Source organism: Blastomonas sp. (genome assembly GCF_030373265.1).
In the GTDB taxonomy this organism is placed as follows: domain Bacteria; phylum Pseudomonadota; class Alphaproteobacteria; order Sphingomonadales; family Sphingomonadaceae; genus Blastomonas.
Genome location: NZ_JAUCZC010000008.1, coordinates 22865 through 40488, shown reverse-complemented (window position 1 = coordinate 40488; position 17624 = coordinate 22865). Strand labels below are relative to the sequence as shown.

Below are 17624 nucleotides of genomic sequence, written 5' to 3'. Positions count from 1 at the left end.
AGGCGACGCGTTGTGCGCGGAACGTTTGGAACCTGTCGTGGTCTGAGGCATATCTGCAGGTGGAACAACCTTCGGGGGTCAAGATGGCAGCACGCGCATATTGGAAGGGACACATCCGCCTGGCGCTGGTGTCGATCACTGTTGAGATCTACTCGGCGACCAAATCGGGCGCGTCGGTCAGCTTTCGCCAGATCCACGAACCCAGCGGCAAGCCGGTGAAGTATGAAAAGGTGGTGCCGGGGATCGGCGCGATCGACCACGACGATATCGTCAAAGGCTTCGAGCTGTCGAAGGGCAACTATGTGCTGCTCGATGATGAGGAGATCGAGGCGGTCAAGCTCGAGAGCAAGCGTACGCTCGAACTGGTCCAGTTTGTCGACATCGACTCGATCGACCTGCTCTATTACACCAAGCCTTATTATGTCGCGCCGGCCGACGAGCTCGCCGAAGAGGCGTATATCGTGCTGCGCGAGGCGCTCAAGCGGACCAAGAAGGTCGGGTTGGGTCAGCTGTCGCTGCGCGGCCAGGAACAGCTCGTGGCGCTGCGCCCGTGTGGTCGCGGTCTCATCCTGGAAGTGCTGCGCTATGCCGACGAGGTCAACAAGGCGGCGGACTATTTCCGCGAGGTGGGCGATGACAAGCCCGATGCCGATCTGCTCGATCTGGCCGAGACGCTGATCGAGAAGAAATCGGGCAAGTTCGATGCGGCGGATTACGAAAATCACTATGTCGATGCGCTCAAGCGCGTGATCGCCAAAAAGGCCAAGGCCAAGGGCGCCCGCGTGCTCGAGGATGTCGAAGAGCCCGCCGATACCGGTGCAAGCGGATCGAACGTCATCGATCTGATGGCCGCGCTCAAGGCCTCGGTCGATGGCAAGAAGCCCGCCCAGGCCAAGAAGCCCGCCGCCGCCAAGGCGAAGTCCTCGGCCAAGGCCGCGCCCAAAAAGGCGGCTCCGCGCAAGCGCGCCTGATATGGCCAAGGCGCCCGATCCGCTCGCGCAGTACAATGCCAAGCGCGATTTTTCGGTCACCGCCGAACCTGCGGGCAAGCCGGGTCGGGGGCGCAAAGGCGACCGACACCTATTCATCGTCCAGAAGCACGATGCCACAAGGCTGCATTACGACCTGCGTCTGGAGATCGGCGGCGTGCTCAAGAGCTGGGCGGTGACCAAGGGGCCGAGCGCCAACCCCTCCGACAAGCGTCTCGCGGTGCGCACCGAGGACCACCCGATGGCCTATGCCGCGTTCGAAGGCGTGATCCCCAAGGGCTCTTATGGCGGCGGCACGGTGATGCTGTGGGATCGCGGAACCTGGGCGCCGATCGCCGGCAAGAGCGCCAGCGATATCGAAGAAGGGCATCTGCACTTTACGCTCGAGGGTGAGCGCATGCAGGGCGAATGGCTGCTGGTGCGGATGAAGCCGCGCGCGGGCGAAAAGCGCGAGAACTGGCTGCTGCGCAAGATCGACGACGACTGGGCTGGCGGCACCGACGATCTGGTCGGGCGCGCGCTGACCAGCGTTTCGACCGGCCGGACGATGGCGCAGATCGCATCGGGGGAGGAGGGCGCAGCCCCCGAGTCTGCCGCAAAACCCGCCAAGTCCGCCAAACCTGCAAAGTCCAGGGCGCCCGCTGCGAGCCGATCGGGCGCGGGCAAGCCGCCCAGCTTCCGTTCGCTGCAACTGGCAACGCTGGTGGACGCGGTGCCGACGGGGCATGACTGGATCCACGAGATCAAATTTGACGGCTATCGCGCTGCGGTCGCCGCCGCGGGTGATAATGTGCGCATCTACACGCGCAACGGGCTTGACTGGAGCGACAAGTTCGCGCCGCTCGCGCGCCACATCGCCGCGCTCGATCTGCCGCCCTGTCTGATCGATGGCGAGATCGTCGCCTTCGATAGCAGCGGAAACCCGGATTTTTCCGCGCTGCAGGCGGTGCTCAAGCGCGGCAGCGGCGCGCAGGGCGACGATACCGCATTGTCGTTCTTCGCCTTCGACCTGCTCGAAAGCGATGGCGAGACGCTGGACGACCTCACCAATCTGGAACGCAAGGAGCGGCTCGAGGCGCTGCTCCATCAGGCCAGCGGGCCGGTCGCGGTCGCCGATCATGTCATCGGTGCGGGCGAGAGGCTGTACAAGGCGATGTGCGACGCCGGGCAGGAGGGGATCATCTCCAAGCGCGCCGGCGCCAGCTATTCGGGCAAGCGGTCGAGCAACTGGGTCAAGGTGAAATGCACGCTGGCGCAGGAGTTCGTGATCGTCGGCTGGAACCCGTCCAAGGCCAAGGGCCGCCCGTTCGCCTCGTTGCTGCTCGCGCAATATGAAGGCGACGCGCTGGTCTACAAGGGCAATGTCGGCACCGGCTTTTCCGCCGATGCGATGCAGGATCTGGCCAGGAGCTTCGCGCGGCTGGCGCGCAAGACCGCACCGCTTAAGACCGATGCCGCCAGCGCGCGCCATGCGCACTGGTTGCGGCCCGAACTGGTGGCCCAGATCGCGTTCGCCCAGTTCACCGCCGGCGGATCGGTGCGCCACGCCAGCTTTCTGGGGCTGAGAGCCGACAAGCCGGCGCGCGAGGTCACGCCCGAGGTGGCGGGCCCGGCGCCCGATGCTGCCCCCGCCGTGAAGATCAGCAGCCGCGAGCAAATCATCTTTCCCGAAGCGAAAAAGACCAAGGGGGATCTTGCGGATTATTATGCTGCCGTCGCGCCGCTGATGTTGCTCCACGCCGCGCGTCGGCCGATCAGCCTTGTCCGCTGCCCGCAGGGGCGCGCCAAGGCATGCTTCTTCCAGAAACACGATTCGGGGGCATTCGGTGATGCCGTCCATCAAGTCGCGATTCGCGAAAAGCACGGCGGGCATGAGGATTATCTGTATGTCGAGGACGCCGACGGGCTGCTCGCCTGCGTGCAGATGGGGACCATCGAGTTTCATGGCTGGGCCAGCCATAGCGACGCGGTGGAAAGCCCTGACAGGCTGGTGTTCGATCTCGACCCGGATGACGCTCTGGATTTCACCGACGTCCGCAAGGCCGCGCTGGATATTCGCGGGCATCTCGCCGACATCGGCCTTGTGAGCTTTGCGATGCTCACCGGCGGCAAGGGCGTTCATGTCGTCGTCCCCTTGACCCCGGGACATGGCTGGCAGGAGCACAAGGCCTTTTCCCGGCATTTCGCCGAAGCCCTGAGCCTGGCCGAACCCGACCGCTTCGTCGCAACGATGAGCAAGGCCAAGCGCAAGGGCAAGATCTTCATCGACTGGATGCGCAACCAGCGCGGCAGCACCGCAGTGATGCCCTATTCCGCGCGGGCGCGGCCCAGGGCGCCGGTGGCGGCGCCGATCGGATGGGAAGAGCTTGCCGATATCGAGTCTGCGGACAGATGGACGATCGAGGATGCCCAGGCGCTGATCAACCGCGCGGCGGACCCTGGCTTGCGCGGCTGGGGCTTCGCCGAACAGGCGCTGCCAGACTATTAGCGGTCAGATCAGGAGAGTTGGAGGCCCGAGCCGGGGTTCCACAATTGAGGTTTGGTGCGGCCCTCGATTGTCTAACTGGCAAATTTCGGCCCACGATATATCAATGGTTTATACTCCATTGGCTAACCAGATCACGCACCGACAGGCGTAGGTCGCGCCCTTGGAAAACGAACTCTCCGTTCATAACTATGGATCACCCTCTTCACGGTGTCGACGGAGAACCCTACTTCCCTAGCAACCGCAGTGTAAGTCCCAAGCTCCGCGTAAAGCTGGCAGTATTTTTCAGCTCTTTCATCGCGATCTGACTCCGAAGGTCGCCGTCGCCGCCCCGCAAAACTGGGGGCTGCCATTTCCAAACCCTTTGCGATAAAATATTCTACGGCATCGCTTCGCGTTAGCTGGGGATCATCTTGTGCGAGACGCCAACTATCCAACGCCTCAATGTAATCTGTTGGCAGCCTCGTACCCACATACGTCATCATATGGTTACCTCATCGGACACACCGCAGCCCCCAAAATGGTAGTCTGCCAAGATGCTCGGCATGCTCACGCGGGATTTAGCTAGCTAGCATCGAGCCTATTGCTGGAAGGAATGGCGCGATTACCGTCATGTGGTTCGCAGCCGCAGCAATCAGCCTATCATACCCTTGCAGCATCGTCGGCTTGTCCTTGGCGTCGGCAATTTGCATCGCAGCAGCCACGATCGCCTCCTGTTCGGTTGCCTCCGATACATTGGCGCGCACTGCAGCGATCAGCTCGACAATTGCAGGCAAATCCGTGGCTGTAGCCGAATAAGACTGTTGAATCCTCGCACCTTCACCCGAAGCATCGCCCGTGCTGAATGTGCCATGGAATGTGCCTATAGAAATATGCGCGCTGTCGGCGCGCTCTCGCTCATCGGCGCTGAAACTCATACCATCTCCGTTTATACCCGCACGCGAAAGCTCAAGAGACCAGTCAAGAACAAGATTTCTCGCCTTCTGAACTATTGCATGCATTGCACCTCGTGAAACCATATTACGCATCGCAATGATTTCTACTCCGTATGATTTGGCTAGGATGTTGACCAGTCCATTATCAATCGGAATCATGAAAGTGTTTGCATCACTGCGGAGCAGCTCTTCGTAACTAGAGACCGGCTCTTTATAATAAACCTTTGCAATCTTGTCTGCAAGGTCAGCATCACCAAACTGAATTGGTGTCCAGCGTCCGAACCTATCCTGGGCGTTGGTAATACCTTGCGTTACCCGATATGGTGGCAGTTTATCGCCGTCGCAATCATAGCCGTTCAGTTCACCTTCAACCCACGCAAGCGCGTCTTCAAGTCCTAGCCGTACCGCGCAAATTTTTACCCTACCGAGTAAGGTGCCCACGGAAACACTATTGTCCAAAGCATCCGATTGAAGTTGTTCGACGAGACCCGGCACCAAAGCTCCTACGCCACATTGAGGGTCATTCTAGTGCTAACTTCGCCGAAGGTCACTCCTCGGTGCGCTGGTTTCGCAAAAATATAATCTCCTTTCGCCTCCAGCCTTACCGCATAACGCCTGCCGCGTTGCGATTCAGGGAGGAAATCTACCTCTTTGAAAACGACCGATGGAGGCTGGGCGACGACCGAATATTTGACACCCCATGGGAATCTGGTTTTAGATAATGGGGAGAAGGTGACGTAGGAAATTAATTCCACCCGCTTTTCTCCCCATGAACCAACCAGATGGAGTTGAACATGGAACAGACCGACGAACAGAATGGCTTCGTATTCCTTCCCAGCGTGACGGGCGATGGTGTGCTGATCCGGCGCGCGCAGGTTGTCGGTTCACGACCGAACGGCCCAAATGGCGGCGCGGTCGTTTATACCGCAGCAGGACCGAGCATTTACACCAGCTTGCAGACTAGCCAGCTTGCCAAGCTTTTCGACGCTCAGGTCATCGAAGGCGCTCGCTGATGCACTGGCGCGCGGGAGGTCAGTAAGGCCCCTTACCGAGATTTCTCGCGCGCCACTGTATAAGGGGAGGAAAGGAATCTCCTCCTATGTCTCGACGCAGAAAATCGGCCTTCAAAGACCCTGAGTGGGACATAGAACGCCGAGGTCGCAAAGCCTCGGAACGTGCCGAGCTAACAGACGAAATGGTCGCCGAGGCGGTTGCAATCCGCAGAGAACGGTCGATTCACGATGCCTCTATGAGAGGCCTTTTCGTGCGCATCCGTCCATCAGGCGCAAAAACCTATTGCTATCGGCAGCCCGGCATCCGTAGCAAGCAGGCGGTCACACTAGGGAATGCAGAGTCCCAATCAATCGCGGCAGCACGGGCAGCGGCATCACGGATCAAAATTGAACGAGACGAAGGGCGTATGTCCCGAGTTTTTATCGGGGGTCCCAATAAAAAGACCGTCGCGCAAAGCTTCGACATTTACATAAGCGAAAAACCAAAATCGCAGTGGTCAGGCAGAATTGAAAAAACCTTCAGGGACTTGATTTTGCCAAAAATTGGTGATGTCGAGATAAATAAACTCACTGGTGATCAAGCAGCCGAACTATTTGATCACTTGGAAGGCTACTATGTCAAAGGAACGCCTGCATACATCCTTTCAGCGTTTTTGACCTGGGCCTATTCGAAGGGTCTGGTTCGCTACAACGTACTACGTGGGCGAGTGAAGTTGCCTTGGCGACCTCGCGCGCACTCGTATTCGCCCACCGGCGCTGAAATTGGTGCTATTTGGCGAGCGTGTGCGGTACTCCCCGCCAATTGGGCGATCGCGTTTCGCCTGATGATCGCCAGCGGGCGATCGATCGATGAAATTCTCTCACTCACCCGTGAACGTGCTTGGCATGAATGGCCCGAAGGCGACGATCATACGTCAGGCCGCCGCAGCGAGGTAGTCAAACAACTGCTAGAGTCCATGGGGCATGATGGCGGACGCTTCCTATTTGTTGCGCGGGGCAAACGAACTCCAATGGTGTTTCAGCAGCGTCATTGGAATTGCCTTCGTGACGCAGCGGGGCATAGCCGCGCAACAATGAGAGGAATGCGAGAAAGCGTCGAGCGGGAATTCGTCGCACGCCGAGGCGATTTAGCCAGATGGGATGAATTTCTCCGGTCATGTATGGTTGAGCCAGAGCGCGTCGAGGAGGTTGATCTGTGACGCTTTCCTCTTGGAAATGGTACAAATGGTACGAATTCCGAGAGCGAATGAAACAGCATTAAAAGAGGTCGGGCGGCCATTGGGCCGCATGCTCAAGTGCGGTCTTAGCGAGGTGGACACGGGCAGGGCATCGTAAGCGGCAGCAAGACAAATCTCGCAAACCACAACTGCCTTCGGCATCATTTTAGGAACATGGAAGATTGCAACTGAGATTCAGGAAGATGCAATTTCAGGAATTGATTACAATACAGGACAGAACCCAGGACTTTGCAACAGGGGGTTGGATTTGATCCAACCCCCTTACGCTTTTATGGGTGTTCCCGTTTTCTCCGAACCCGGTTCGCCACAGAAAGGGTTAACTGCTATTGGGCCAAACAGATCGTCCGCGTTTAAGATATACACCGACAACTGCTCGCCCGGTACGCCATACGGATCGTCAGGCTTCTTGCTCGCCCACGGCAATACTGCAAGTCGGGTAAATCCTACATAGCCACCGAATGCATTTTTCGAATTTATTTCGCCGCAATACACATAGGACTCTCCTATTGCAGTATCCGCTTCGGAATCAGCAAACATCGGGACGCGACGGAAATTCCTGAATTGCGCGCTGCCGGGATCGCGCAGCTTGGACTTTACCGCGTCAACAGCCGCAATATCTGCAAGCCGTAACTTATCTGGCTTCCTATCGGCGGCCATCTGGTTGTCTGTTCCACACCCGCCACAGGCGAGGGCTATCGCTAGTATTGGCGCGAAGCGGTTCATTACCGCAACTCAGTTTCGGTCATGTTTTGCACACGGATTACCCTGTGATGTTGATCGAACAGGATGCTTGCGAGCCGCGACCTTGCAGACCCAAGCGCCGTCCCGCGACTATATAGCCACACCCAAACCTCTTTGCCATCGGCGGTCCGCGAGCGGCTATTAGGCTTACCCAGTAGCCCGACAACTTCACTTTCCGTCATGCCTGCCTGTACCATTCCGACGGCTGCCGGATCAAAGTTCGTTCCCATCGAAACGCAACCTGACAGCAGAGTGCTTACCGTTGCCATGCCTACCAATGCGGTAAACTTGCCCATTCACACCTCCAAAATATTAGAAAAATGCATATTCGTTAACCGCATATATTGCAATCGCCAAAGGGCTCGACAGCCACGATGGCGAAAACAATTTTCACGGAAGATCATAGGAGTTTCATAGCTGCACTTCGTGACGTGCGGCGTGAAAAGCGTGTGACCCAAGAAACGCTATCGAGACGGCTAGGACGCGATCAATCCTATATCAGCAATATTGAACGGGGACAGCGAAGACTGGACGTCATCGAATTTGCCGAGATAGCAAGGGCGTTGGATGAAAAGCCCGAAGAGCTGTTTTCTGCAATTATGGCGACCATTTGATAGCCTATAATCGGCTTGAAAATAGACCAATAGTTTATGTTCAGAGGTCGGTAGGATGGATAAAATCCGCATTTGGCTGTATATATGGCCATGCGGATTTATCCATCTTTTAGCCAGAATGTTTCCAGCAGAGCCTGCCCTATTCGCAACGGCAATCTCATTCCCGTTTATACGCCGGAATTCTGCTCATGAGCGTCGGGACAACGCGGAGAGCGCAATTCAAGCAAGCGGATGCCACGAGAGCGCTTCGCGCTGCACAACGAGCCGGCTTGCGCCCAAGTGGTTATCGTATTGAACCGTCTGGGGCCATTCTGGTTATCTTGAGCGAAAGCCCGCTTGCGGGAGATGCTGGCAACAATCCTTGGGACGCGGAGTTGCCAGCATGAGCCGCCGCAGATCGAAAGCAAACCGCTTCCTCCCCAAATACGTGTCTCTCTTCAAAGACAGGCACGGCAAGGAGCGACTGCGTTTTAGGCGGAAAGGCTATCCCTCACAATATTTCACCGCACCGCTGGGAACAGAGGCATTCCGCGAAGAATATCACCGTTTCAATAGCGCCGAGATTGTCGCGCAGGCGGCAGCAAGTTTGGCTGCGGAACGCTGCCCTCCCGGCAGCATTGGAGACCTATTGCGTCGTTACGTCGCTATCCCTGAACGTCTTGGCCCCAGCGAGGTCACCCAGATTAAGGTCAGGAATATTCTTGAGCGCTTTGCCGAGGGTCGAGAGGACCGACCCGTCAGAGGCATTCGCTTTGAACATATCGACGCGATTATTGCTAAGGCCCGCATCAAGACTCTCGATCACAAGGGGCGCACTGTGGGCGGTGTCGAAGCCGCCCGAAAGCTGCGCAAGGAGCTGAGACGCTTTTTCGCATTTGCGCGCAAACTGGGCTGGATTGCAACGAACCCAGTGGACGACTCGCAACAAATTCGGGTCTCGCCCAGCGAGCGATCGACGGGATTCTACACCTGGACGGAAGATGACATTACACAATACCGCACCCACTGGCCGCTAGGGTCAAAGCAGCGGTTGGCAATGGAATTGATGCTGTGGACCGATCAGCGCAAAGTTGATGCAATCCACCTTGGGCGGCAGCACATTCGCAACGGAAAATTCGAGCTTCGGCAAACCAAGACCGGCAAACTCCTAACCCTTCCTATCGCGCCGCCACTTGCCGATGCCATTGCAGCCATGCCCAAGTCCGATGCCATGTGCTTTTTGATGACCGAATGGGGCCGCCCATTTTCCGTCAAAGGATTTGGTGGCTGGTTTCGAGAGCAATGCGACGCAGCAGGCCTACCCAAATGCACTGCGCACGGCTTACGCAAGGCAACCATGAGGCGGATGGCTGAACTCGAAATGCCCAACAAAACTATGAAATCGGTCAGTGGGCACTCGAAGGATGATGAGATTGCCCGCTACACCGAGGCTGCCAATCAGGAAAGACTGGCGCGAAGCGCCATCAACCAGCTTGTGGATTGGGAAAAGTCTAACCCTCAATCGAAGTTAGACACCAAATAGCCGGAACACCCCGGTTTCGTTGCCCAAATACAAAGGGGGTGGAGGCCCGAGCCGGAATCGAACCGGCGTGCGAGGATTTGCAGTCCTCTACGTAACCACTCCGCCATCGGGCCACCGGTGGGGAAGGACGCGGCATTGTGCGGCTTTGGCTTGAAAGTCAAGCTTCAAGCGACCGACCGGCTTCCCTCGCAGCACAATCAAACGCACCGGCATCCCCAAAAGCTGTATTGCCATAATAACACAGCCGTGCCATAACCGCCGATAACGCGATGTCGATTGCATTTTGCAACCGGAAGTCTATCAAAGCGGTTCTCTTCGGGCCGTTTGGGCTTGCATCGCTGGTTGCATATTCTAGGGCGCTTGGACATGACCGACACACATACACTCGCTCCGCCAGATTTTGCCGCTGCCCGCAGGCACATGATCGAAAGCCAACTGCGTCCCAGCGACGTCAGCGACCCCGTCGTCATCGCCGCGATGGCGGTGACCCGGCGCGAGGACTTCGTCCCCGCCGGACAGCAGCATCTGGCCTATATCGATCGCTCCGTCCCGCTGGGTGGCGGTCGCGTGATCAATCCCGCGCTTTCCACCGGCCTGTTGCTGACGCGCGCCGAACTGTCCGGCAACGACAAGGTGCTGCTGATCGGCGCCGGCACAGGCTATGTCGCAGCGCTGCTCGCTGGCATCGTCGCCCATGTGGTGGCGGTCGAAGACGATCGTGCCTTGGTCGAACATGCCACCACCGCGCTGTCGGGCATGGCCAATGTTTCGGTCATCGAATCCCCGCTGGCGCAAGGCCATGCAGCAGACGCGCCTTATGATCTGATCATCATCGATGGCGCGGTGCAGCAGGTGCCCGAAGCGATCTTGGCGCAACTGGCCGAAGGTGGCCGCTTGCTCGCCGGCGTCGATGAGAATGGAGTTTCGCGGCTGGCGACAGGGCGGCGGCAGGGCGGTGCCTTTGCCCTCATCCCGTTCGCCGACACCGATATTGCCCCGCTTGCGGCCTTTGCCCGGCCAAAAAGCTACAGCTTCTGACGCATGACCGCCGCCCGGCAGCAGAGGCGGTGGAAGATATGAGAACCGGATTGATGAAGACTTCGCATTGGCTGGCCGGTTGTGGTGCGGCACTCATTCTGGGCAATGCGCCGTTGCAGGCGGATACGCTGCGCGATGCGCTGATCGCTGCGTATCAGACCAACCCCACGCTCAACGCCGCGCGCGCGCAGCAGCGGGCGACCGATGAAGGCGTGTCGATCGCGCTGGCCGATGGCCGACCCAATTCGCAGGTGCAGGCGCAGTATTCGGAAAACTTCCTCAACCCGGCCAACGCCTTCACGGCGCCTGAAAGGTCAGTGAGCGGTACCATCAACCTCAACGTTCCGATCTATTCGGGCGGCAGCGCGCGCAACGCGATCAATGCCGCCAAGGTCCGCGTCGATGCGGGCCAGGCTGATCTGCGCGGTACCGAAGCGACGGTGTTCAGCAATGTCGTCGCGGCCTATATGGACGTGATCCGCGATGAGGCGATTGTCGGGCTGCAGCGGCAGAACGTTGCGGTGCTCGATGTCACCTTGCAGGCGTCGTCCGACCGCTTCGAGATCGGCGACCTGACCCGCACCGATGTCGCGCAATCCGAAGCACGGCTGGCGATTGCCCGCAGCGATCTGCAGACCGCCGAAGCCAATCTGATCCGCAGCAAGGAAACCTATATTCAGCTGGTCGGCATGGCGCCGGGCGAGCTGCAGCCACCGCCGCCGCTTCCCAACCTGCCCGATGCACCCGAGACCGCGGTGTTCACCGCGCTCGACAACAACCCGGATCTGGAAGCCGCACGCGAGCGCGTGGAGGCCGCCAATTTCGACGTCAAGGCCGCGCGTGGGACGCGGATGCCGCAGGTCAGCCTGTTCACTCAGGGCAATTACCAGAACTTCCTTGGGACTTTGGGCAGTGCCCTGATCAATGTGCCGTTCGTCCAGCAGCAGTCGAGCGCCGCTGCCGGGGTCCAGCTGACCGTACCGGTGTATCAGGGCGGGCGCCCCGGTGCCCAGATCCGCCGCGCGCAGGCAATATCGGGACAGGCCATCGAGCAGGAAATCGCGGTCGAGCGCAGCATTATTTCGCAGGTTCGCGCCGCTTATGCCAGCTTCAACGCTTCGATGCAGGTGATCGAATCGTCGCAAAAGGCGGTTGAATCGAACACGCTGGCGCTGGAAGGCGTGCGCGCCGAAAACAGCGTCGGCAACCGCACCATTCTCGACATTCTCGATGCCGAGCGTGAACTGCTCAATGCGCAGGTGCAGCTGGTGACCGCGCGCCGCAACGCCTATGTCGCAGGCTTTACGCTGCTCGCCGCGATGGGCCGCGCCGAAGCGCGCGATCTGGGTCTCGATGGCGGGGTGCTGTACGATCCCGAGATCAACTACGAACGCGTCCGCGACAAGATCAATGACTGGGATTCGGACAAGAACCCGGTTGCCCAATCGACGCGCACCGTTGACAGCCCCGCGCAAAATGCCGCAGTGATGGGACCGCCCGATCAATAGGCCGGGCTCAGGGGCGATTTCGAATCAGGGGCTGGAACAATGACGCGCGATATCGGCGAGCCAAGCCTTGAGGAAATCCTCGCCTCGATCAAGAAGGTGATCGCCGAGGATGGCCGCAAACCGCGCCGTCCTGCGCCCTCGCGGCCCGCATCCGCGCGGCAGGAAAAGCCAACCGATGACGTTCTCGAACTCACCGACAGCGTCGAGCCGCTCGATGCAATCGACGATGAGCCGCCTCTGATGAGCCGCGCAGGCGAGCAGTCGATGCGCGAATCGCTGGCGGCACTGGCCACGCTGACCGAGCCTGGCGTCAGCCCGCAGATTGTCCGTTCGGGCGAAACCTCGCTCGAAGGCATGGTGCGCGAGATGCTGCGTCCGATGCTCGCCGACTGGCTGGACAAGAACCTGCCGGGCATGGTCGAGGGTCTGGTCGCCAAGGAAATCGGGCGGATCACCGGACGCAAGGGCTAGCTTTCACTCCTGTCCTGGCCGCCCAGGACAGTTCAGGGGCTTTGCACCTGCCTGCGCATGCTGGTATCGCCTGCAACCATGAAACAGCCTATCCTCGCAGCGCTGCTGGCCAGCGCCCTGTCGCCTCTGGTTCTCAGCACACCCGCCGCCGCCCGCCCGATGATCGAAACCGATCTGGCCGGGCTCGACCGGCTGGGTGCGCCCGCCGCCTCGCCTGACGGCAAATGGGTCGCCTTCCAGCTCACCACCACCGATCTGGCCGCGAACACGCGCAGCACGGGGCTGTATCTGCTCGATATCGCCAGCAGAAACGCACAACCCATGGCGGTCGCCGATTCGCCTGGCCACAATGAAAGCGCGCCGGTGTTCGCGCGTGATGGGCAGCATCTGTATTACCTTTCCAACCGTTCGGGCAGCAGCCAGGTGTGGCGCGTCGCGTTGCCCACCGGCGAGCCGGTGCAGGTCACGCAGGCCGCGACCGACCTCAGCGGGTTCAGCCTGTCGCCCGACGGCGGGCAGCTCGCGGTGTGGGCCGATGTGAAGCAGGGCTGCGATCTGGCCGGTTGTGCCGCCCCCGAAACCGCGCCGCAGGGCAGTGGCCGCGAATACGACCGATTGTTCGTGCGGCATTGGGATACGTGGCGCGAGCCTGGCACCTATTCGCGGATCTATGCCTATGCGCTCGGGACCGATGGCAAGGCCGCAGGGCCGGCGCGCAGCATCAGCGGCGCGATCGAGGGCGACGCCCCGACCAAGCCGTTCGGCGGCGGCGAAGAGATTGCCTGGGCCGCAGACAGCAGCGCGATCGCCTTCACCATCCGCAAATCCGATGGCGACGAGCCGCGCTCGACCAACACCGATATCATCTGGCAGCCGCTGGCCGACGGCGCGGCGGCGGTGAACCTCACCGAGGCCAATCAGGCGACGGATTCGCTGGCCGCCGCCTCGCCCGATGGCCGGTGGCTCGCATGGGCGGCGATGGCGCGGCCGGGCTACGAAGCCGATCGCATGGTCGTGCACCTGCGCGACATGAAGACCGGCAAGGTCACCAGGCTCACCGAAAGCTGGGACCGCTCGGCAGGCTCGATTGCCTGGGCGGCGGATTCGAAAAGCCTGCTGGTCACCGCGCAGGATACGCTCGAGCACCCGGTGTTCCGCGTCGATGTGGCAAATGGCAAGGTCATCCGGCTGACCGAGCGCGGCAATGTGAACAATGTCGTTCCGCTGATGAATGGCGGTTTCGTCTACACGATCAACTCGATCGCCGCGCCTGATGATCTGGTGCTGATGGACAAGAGCGGCCAGACCCGCCGGCTGACCAATGTCAATGCCGACAAGCTCGCCGGGCTTGACCCGGTGGCCTACGAAAAGTTCAGTTTCAAGGGCGCCAATGGCGATCTCGTCCATGGCCAGATCGTTAAGCCTCAAGGCGTGCAGGGCAAGCTGCCCGTCGCACTGCTGGTCCATGGCGGGCCGCAGGGCACGTTCAACAACAGCTGGTCGTATCGCTGGAACCCGGCGGTGGTGGCCTCGCAGGGCTATGCCGCAGTCAGCATCGATTTCCACGGATCGACCGGCTATGGCCAGGCCTTCACCGACTCGATCAACAAGGACTGGGGTGGCAAACCGCTCGAAGACCTCAAGCTCGGTATGGCCGCGCTGCCGGGCATCGACGCGTCGCTCGATACCGCCAACGCCTGCGCGCTGGGCGGCAGCTATGGCGGCTATATGATGAACTGGATCGCAGGCCAGTGGCCCGATGGCTTCAAGTGCCTGGTGACGCATGCGGGCGTGTTCGACCTGCGCGCCATGGCGTTCGAGACCGAGGAACTGTGGTTCGACGAATGGGATCATGGCGGCCCGTGGTGGGAGCGGACCGATGCCGAGAAGTGGAACCCGGTCAACTACGTCACCGCCTGGAAGACGCCGACTTTGGTGATCCACGGCGAGAAGGACTTCCGCATCCCCTATTCGCAATCGCTCGCCGCCTTCACCGCGCTGCAGCGCCAGGGGATCGAATCGAAGCTGCTGATCTTCCCGGATGAGAACCACTGGATCCTGAAAGCGCAGAACTCGGTGCAATGGCACCGCAATGTCTTCGACTGGCTGGCCAAGCATCTGAAGGGCGGCACCTGAAAACGGCTGGAAAATACCGCGTCCTGCGTTAAAGCGGCGGGATGACCAGCACCGACAAGCAAGAGCTGCCCAAGACATTCGATCCTGCCGCGATCGAGGCGAAATGGTATCCGCATTGGGAGGAGACGAACGCGTTCCGCCCCGAGCGGCCCGATGCTGCGCCCTACACGATCGTCAATCCGCCGCCGAACGTCACCGGCAGCCTGCATATCGGCCATGCGCTCGACAACACGCTGCAGGACATCATGATCCGCTACGAGCGGCTGCGCGGCAAGGATGCGCTCTGGGTGGTCGGCACCGACCATGCGGGCATCGCGACGCAGATGGTGGTCGAGCGCCAGCTCGAAGCGGCGCAGGACAAGCGCACCAACTACAGCCGCGAGGACTTCGTCAAGAAGGTCTGGGAGTGGAAGGAAGAAAGCGGCGGCCAGATCACCCGCCAGCTGCGCCGCCTGGGCTGTTCGATGGACTGGTCTCGCGAGCAGTTCACCATGGACCCGCATTTCAGCACGGCGGTGCTCAAGGTGTTCGTCGATCTGTACAATCAGGGGCTGATCTACCGCGACAAAAGGCTGGTCAACTGGGACCCCAAGCTCAAGACAGCGATCAGCGACCTCGAGGTGGAAACCCGCGAGATCAAGGGCAGCTTCTGGCACTTCCGTTACCCGCTCGCCGATGGCGTGACGCTCGAAGACGGGCGGGATCATATCGTGGTCGCGACGACTCGGCCCGAAACGATGCTCGCCGACATGGCGGTGGCGGTGAATGGCGAAGACCCGCGCTATGCCAGCGTGATCGGCAAGTTTATCGAGCTGCCGATCACCGGACGGCGCGTGCCCATCGTCGCCGACGACCATGCCGATCCCGAATTGGGCTCGGGCGCGGTGAAGATTACGCCAGGGCATGATTTCAACGACTTCGAGGTCGGCAGGCGCGCAGGGATTGCAGCGGCGGACATGCTCAACATGTTCGATGCCGAGGCCAAGGTGGTGCAGACCACCGATGGCCTGATCCCCGCCGAGTTCGTCGGCGTGGACCGGTTCGATGCGCGCAAGCTCGTCGTCGAACAGATGAAGGCGCTGGGTCGCCTCGTGCCGCACGTCGTGACCGCCAAGGACGGCGAGGTCACCGAACACGACGCCGAACCGCGCACCATCCAGACGCCTTATGGCGACCGCGGCGGCGTGGTCATCGAACCCTGGCTGACCGATCAATGGTATGTCGACGCCAAGACCCTCGCGCAGCCCGCGATCGAGGCGGTGAAGACCGGCGTCATCGAGATCGTCCCCAAGAGCTGGGAGAAGACCTTCTTCCACTGGATGGACAATATCCAGCCCTGGTGTGTGAGCCGCCAGCTCTGGTGGGGGCATCGGATTCCGGCTTGGTATGGTTCGGACGGCAAATGCTATGTCGCCGAGACCGAAGCGGAGGCTCAGGCGCTGGCCGGCGAGGGCGTCACGCTGGAACGCGATGCGGATGTCCTCGACACCTGGTTCTCCTCCGCGCTTTGGCCGTTTGCGACTCTGGGTTGGCCGGACTCTTCAAATCCTCCCCCAACGGGGGAGGTGGCAGCGCGCAGCGCTGACGGAGGGGAAGCGGCTGCAAGCGACGGGGGCACAAACTCGCTTCCCCTCCACCATCCTTCGGATGGTCCCCCTCCCCGTTCCGGGGAGGATCTGGTGCGCAAACACTATCCCAACGATCTCCTTATCTCGGGCTTTGACATCCTGTTCTTCTGGGATGCGCGGATGGCGATGATGGGGACGCATTTCATGGGCGCGGCGCCGTGGAAGCAGCTGTATCTGCACGGGCTCGTCCGCGCGGCGGATGGCGCGAAGATGTCCAAGTCCAAGGGCAACACCGTCGATCCGCTGGGTCTGATCGACCAATATGGCGCCGATGCGCTGCGCTTCTTCATGGCGGCGATGGAAAGCCAGGGCCGCGACATCAAGATGGATGAGCGCCGCGTCGAGGGCTATCGCAACTTCGCCACCAAATTGTGGAACGCCGCGCGCTTCTGCGAGGCCAACGGCATCGGCGCGAGTGCGTCGGTCTCGGCTCCGCTGGCAACGCTGGCGGTCAACCGCTGGATCATCGGCGAGGTGGTCGATACCGTCGCAGCATTGGACAAGGCGCTCGCCGACCTGCGCTTCGATGCGGCTGCCAATGCGATCTATCACTTCGTCTGGGACCAGTTCTGCGACTGGTATCTCGAGCTGATCAAGCCGGTGCTGTCGGCCGAGGGCAACGCGACCGAAGCTGCGGAAACCCGCGCGGTCGCAGGCTGGGTGCTCGACCAGATCCTGGTGATGCTGCATCCGTTCATGCCCTTCATCACCGAAGAATTGTGGCACGCCTTGTCTGGCCCCACCCACCCACGGTCGAACGACCTGATCCTCGCGCAATGGCCCGCGCCGGACGCCAGCGTCGATGCCGATGCCAAGGCCGAGACCGAGTGGCGCATCGCGTTGGTGCGCGAAATCCGCTCGGCCAAGAACGAACTCGGCATTGCGCCCGGCGCGCGGCTCAAGGCGTTCGTTCAGGATGCCAATGACCAGACCCAAGGCTGGATCAGCGGCTTCCAAGCCGGCGCGCAACGCCTGGCTCGCATCGACTTCGCGCCGCTCGAGGACGCTGCCCCCGAGGGCGCGACCATCCAGATCGTGGTGAATGAGGCGACCTTCGTGCTGCCGCTGGAAGGCATCATCGACATCGCCGCCGAAAAGGCCCGCCTCGCCAAGGCGCTCGAAGCGGTGACCAAGGAAGCCAAGTCGCTCGACGGCCGGCTCTCCAACCCGGCGTTCGTCGAAAAGGCCAAGCCCGAGGCGGTCGAGAAGGCCCGCGCTGATCATGCGGAGAAATCCGCCGAAGCCGAGCGGCTGGCAGCGGCGCTCGCGCGGCTTGGCTAGGCGCATGCCTTGTCGGCGCACCGCC

14 protein-coding genes and 1 tRNA gene are annotated in these 17624 nt (G+C 60.7%); 11 read left to right on the top strand and 4 right to left on the bottom strand.

The genetic code is table 11. From position 1 onward, the window contains the following. Positions 1–83: 83 nt before the first annotated feature. Both QUV11_RS06535 and ligD read left to right on the top strand, forming a co-directional pair. Positions 84–971 (top strand): Ku protein, encoded by an 888-nt coding sequence (locus QUV11_RS06535; protein WP_300881165.1) that lies wholly within the window; start codon positions 84–86, stop codon positions 969–971. A gap of 1 nt (position 972) precedes the next feature. Beyond that, entirely contained in the window at positions 973–3477 is a 2505-nt protein-coding gene (gene ligD, locus QUV11_RS06530) for a DNA ligase D (RefSeq protein WP_300881164.1), read from the top strand. Positions 3478–4034: 557 nt separating this feature from the next. Here the strand turns inward: ligD and QUV11_RS06525 are convergent. Continuing rightward, positions 4035–4904 (bottom strand): hypothetical protein, encoded by an 870-nt coding sequence (locus QUV11_RS06525; protein ID WP_300881163.1) that lies wholly within the window; start codon positions 4902–4904, stop codon positions 4035–4037. A gap of 299 nt (positions 4905–5203) precedes the next feature. Between QUV11_RS06525 and QUV11_RS06520 the strand changes: the two genes are divergently transcribed. Together QUV11_RS06520 and QUV11_RS06515 are read left to right on the top strand one after the other, a co-directional pair. Further along, positions 5204–5422, top strand: a complete 219-nt coding sequence (locus QUV11_RS06520; RefSeq protein WP_300881162.1) for a hypothetical protein — start codon at positions 5204–5206, stop codon at positions 5420–5422. A gap of 86 nt (positions 5423–5508) precedes the next feature. Beyond that, positions 5509–6621, top strand: a complete 1113-nt coding sequence (locus QUV11_RS06515; RefSeq protein WP_300881161.1) for an integrase arm-type DNA-binding domain-containing protein — start codon at positions 5509–5511, stop codon at positions 6619–6621. A gap of 300 nt (positions 6622–6921) precedes the next feature. Here the strand turns inward: QUV11_RS06515 and QUV11_RS06510 are convergent, their stop codons facing one another. Beyond that, positions 6922–7317 (bottom strand): hypothetical protein, encoded by a 396-nt coding sequence (locus QUV11_RS06510; RefSeq protein WP_300881160.1) that lies wholly within the window; start codon positions 7315–7317, stop codon positions 6922–6924. 65 nt (positions 7318–7382) lie between these two features. Then, a complete protein-coding gene (gene bamE, locus QUV11_RS06505; RefSeq protein WP_300881159.1) occupies positions 7383–7697 on the bottom strand; it encodes an outer membrane protein assembly factor BamE in 315 nt (104 codons plus the stop codon). Positions 7698–7775: 78 nt separating this feature from the next. Between bamE and QUV11_RS06500 the strand changes: the two genes are divergently transcribed. Further along, the gene (locus QUV11_RS06500; RefSeq protein WP_300881158.1) at positions 7776–8015 is read left to right on the top strand and encodes a helix-turn-helix transcriptional regulator; all 240 of its coding nucleotides are present in this window, start codon (positions 7776–7778) and stop codon (positions 8013–8015) included. Between the two features lie 382 nt (positions 8016–8397). Further along, positions 8398–9537: a tyrosine-type recombinase/integrase gene (locus QUV11_RS06495; protein ID WP_300881157.1), complete on the top strand. Its 1140-nt coding sequence runs from the start codon at positions 8398–8400 to the stop codon at positions 9535–9537. Between the two features lie 39 nt (positions 9538–9576). On the opposite strand, the gene QUV11_RS06490 is transcribed toward QUV11_RS06495, so the two are convergent. Next, positions 9577–9650, bottom strand: a tRNA-Cys gene (locus tag QUV11_RS06490). A gap of 253 nt (positions 9651–9903) precedes the next feature. On the opposite strand from QUV11_RS06490, the gene QUV11_RS06485 reads away from it, so the two are divergent. From QUV11_RS06485 to QUV11_RS06465, 5 genes are all read left to right on the top strand, one after another. Then, a complete protein-coding gene (locus QUV11_RS06485; protein ID WP_300881156.1) occupies positions 9904–10575 on the top strand; it encodes a protein-L-isoaspartate O-methyltransferase in 672 nt (223 codons plus the stop codon). 53 nt (positions 10576–10628) lie between these two features. After that, positions 10629–12083, top strand: a complete 1455-nt coding sequence (locus tag QUV11_RS06480; protein WP_300881155.1) for a TolC family outer membrane protein — start codon at positions 10629–10631, stop codon at positions 12081–12083. Between the two features lie 39 nt (positions 12084–12122). Next, the gene (locus tag QUV11_RS06475) at positions 12123–12554 is read left to right on the top strand and encodes a DUF2497 domain-containing protein (RefSeq protein WP_300881154.1); all 432 of its coding nucleotides are present in this window, start codon (positions 12123–12125) and stop codon (positions 12552–12554) included. Positions 12555–12632: 78 nt separating this feature from the next. After that, on the top strand, positions 12633–14690 hold the full coding sequence (locus QUV11_RS06470; RefSeq protein WP_300881153.1) for a S9 family peptidase: 2058 nt from the start codon (positions 12633–12635) through the stop codon (positions 14688–14690). Between the two features lie 41 nt (positions 14691–14731). Next, positions 14732–17599 carry a valine--tRNA ligase gene (locus tag QUV11_RS06465; RefSeq protein ID WP_300881152.1) on the top strand — a complete coding sequence of 956 codons (2868 nt, stop codon included), beginning with the start codon at positions 14732–14734 and terminating at the stop codon, positions 17597–17599. Positions 17600–17624 lie beyond the last annotated feature (25 nt).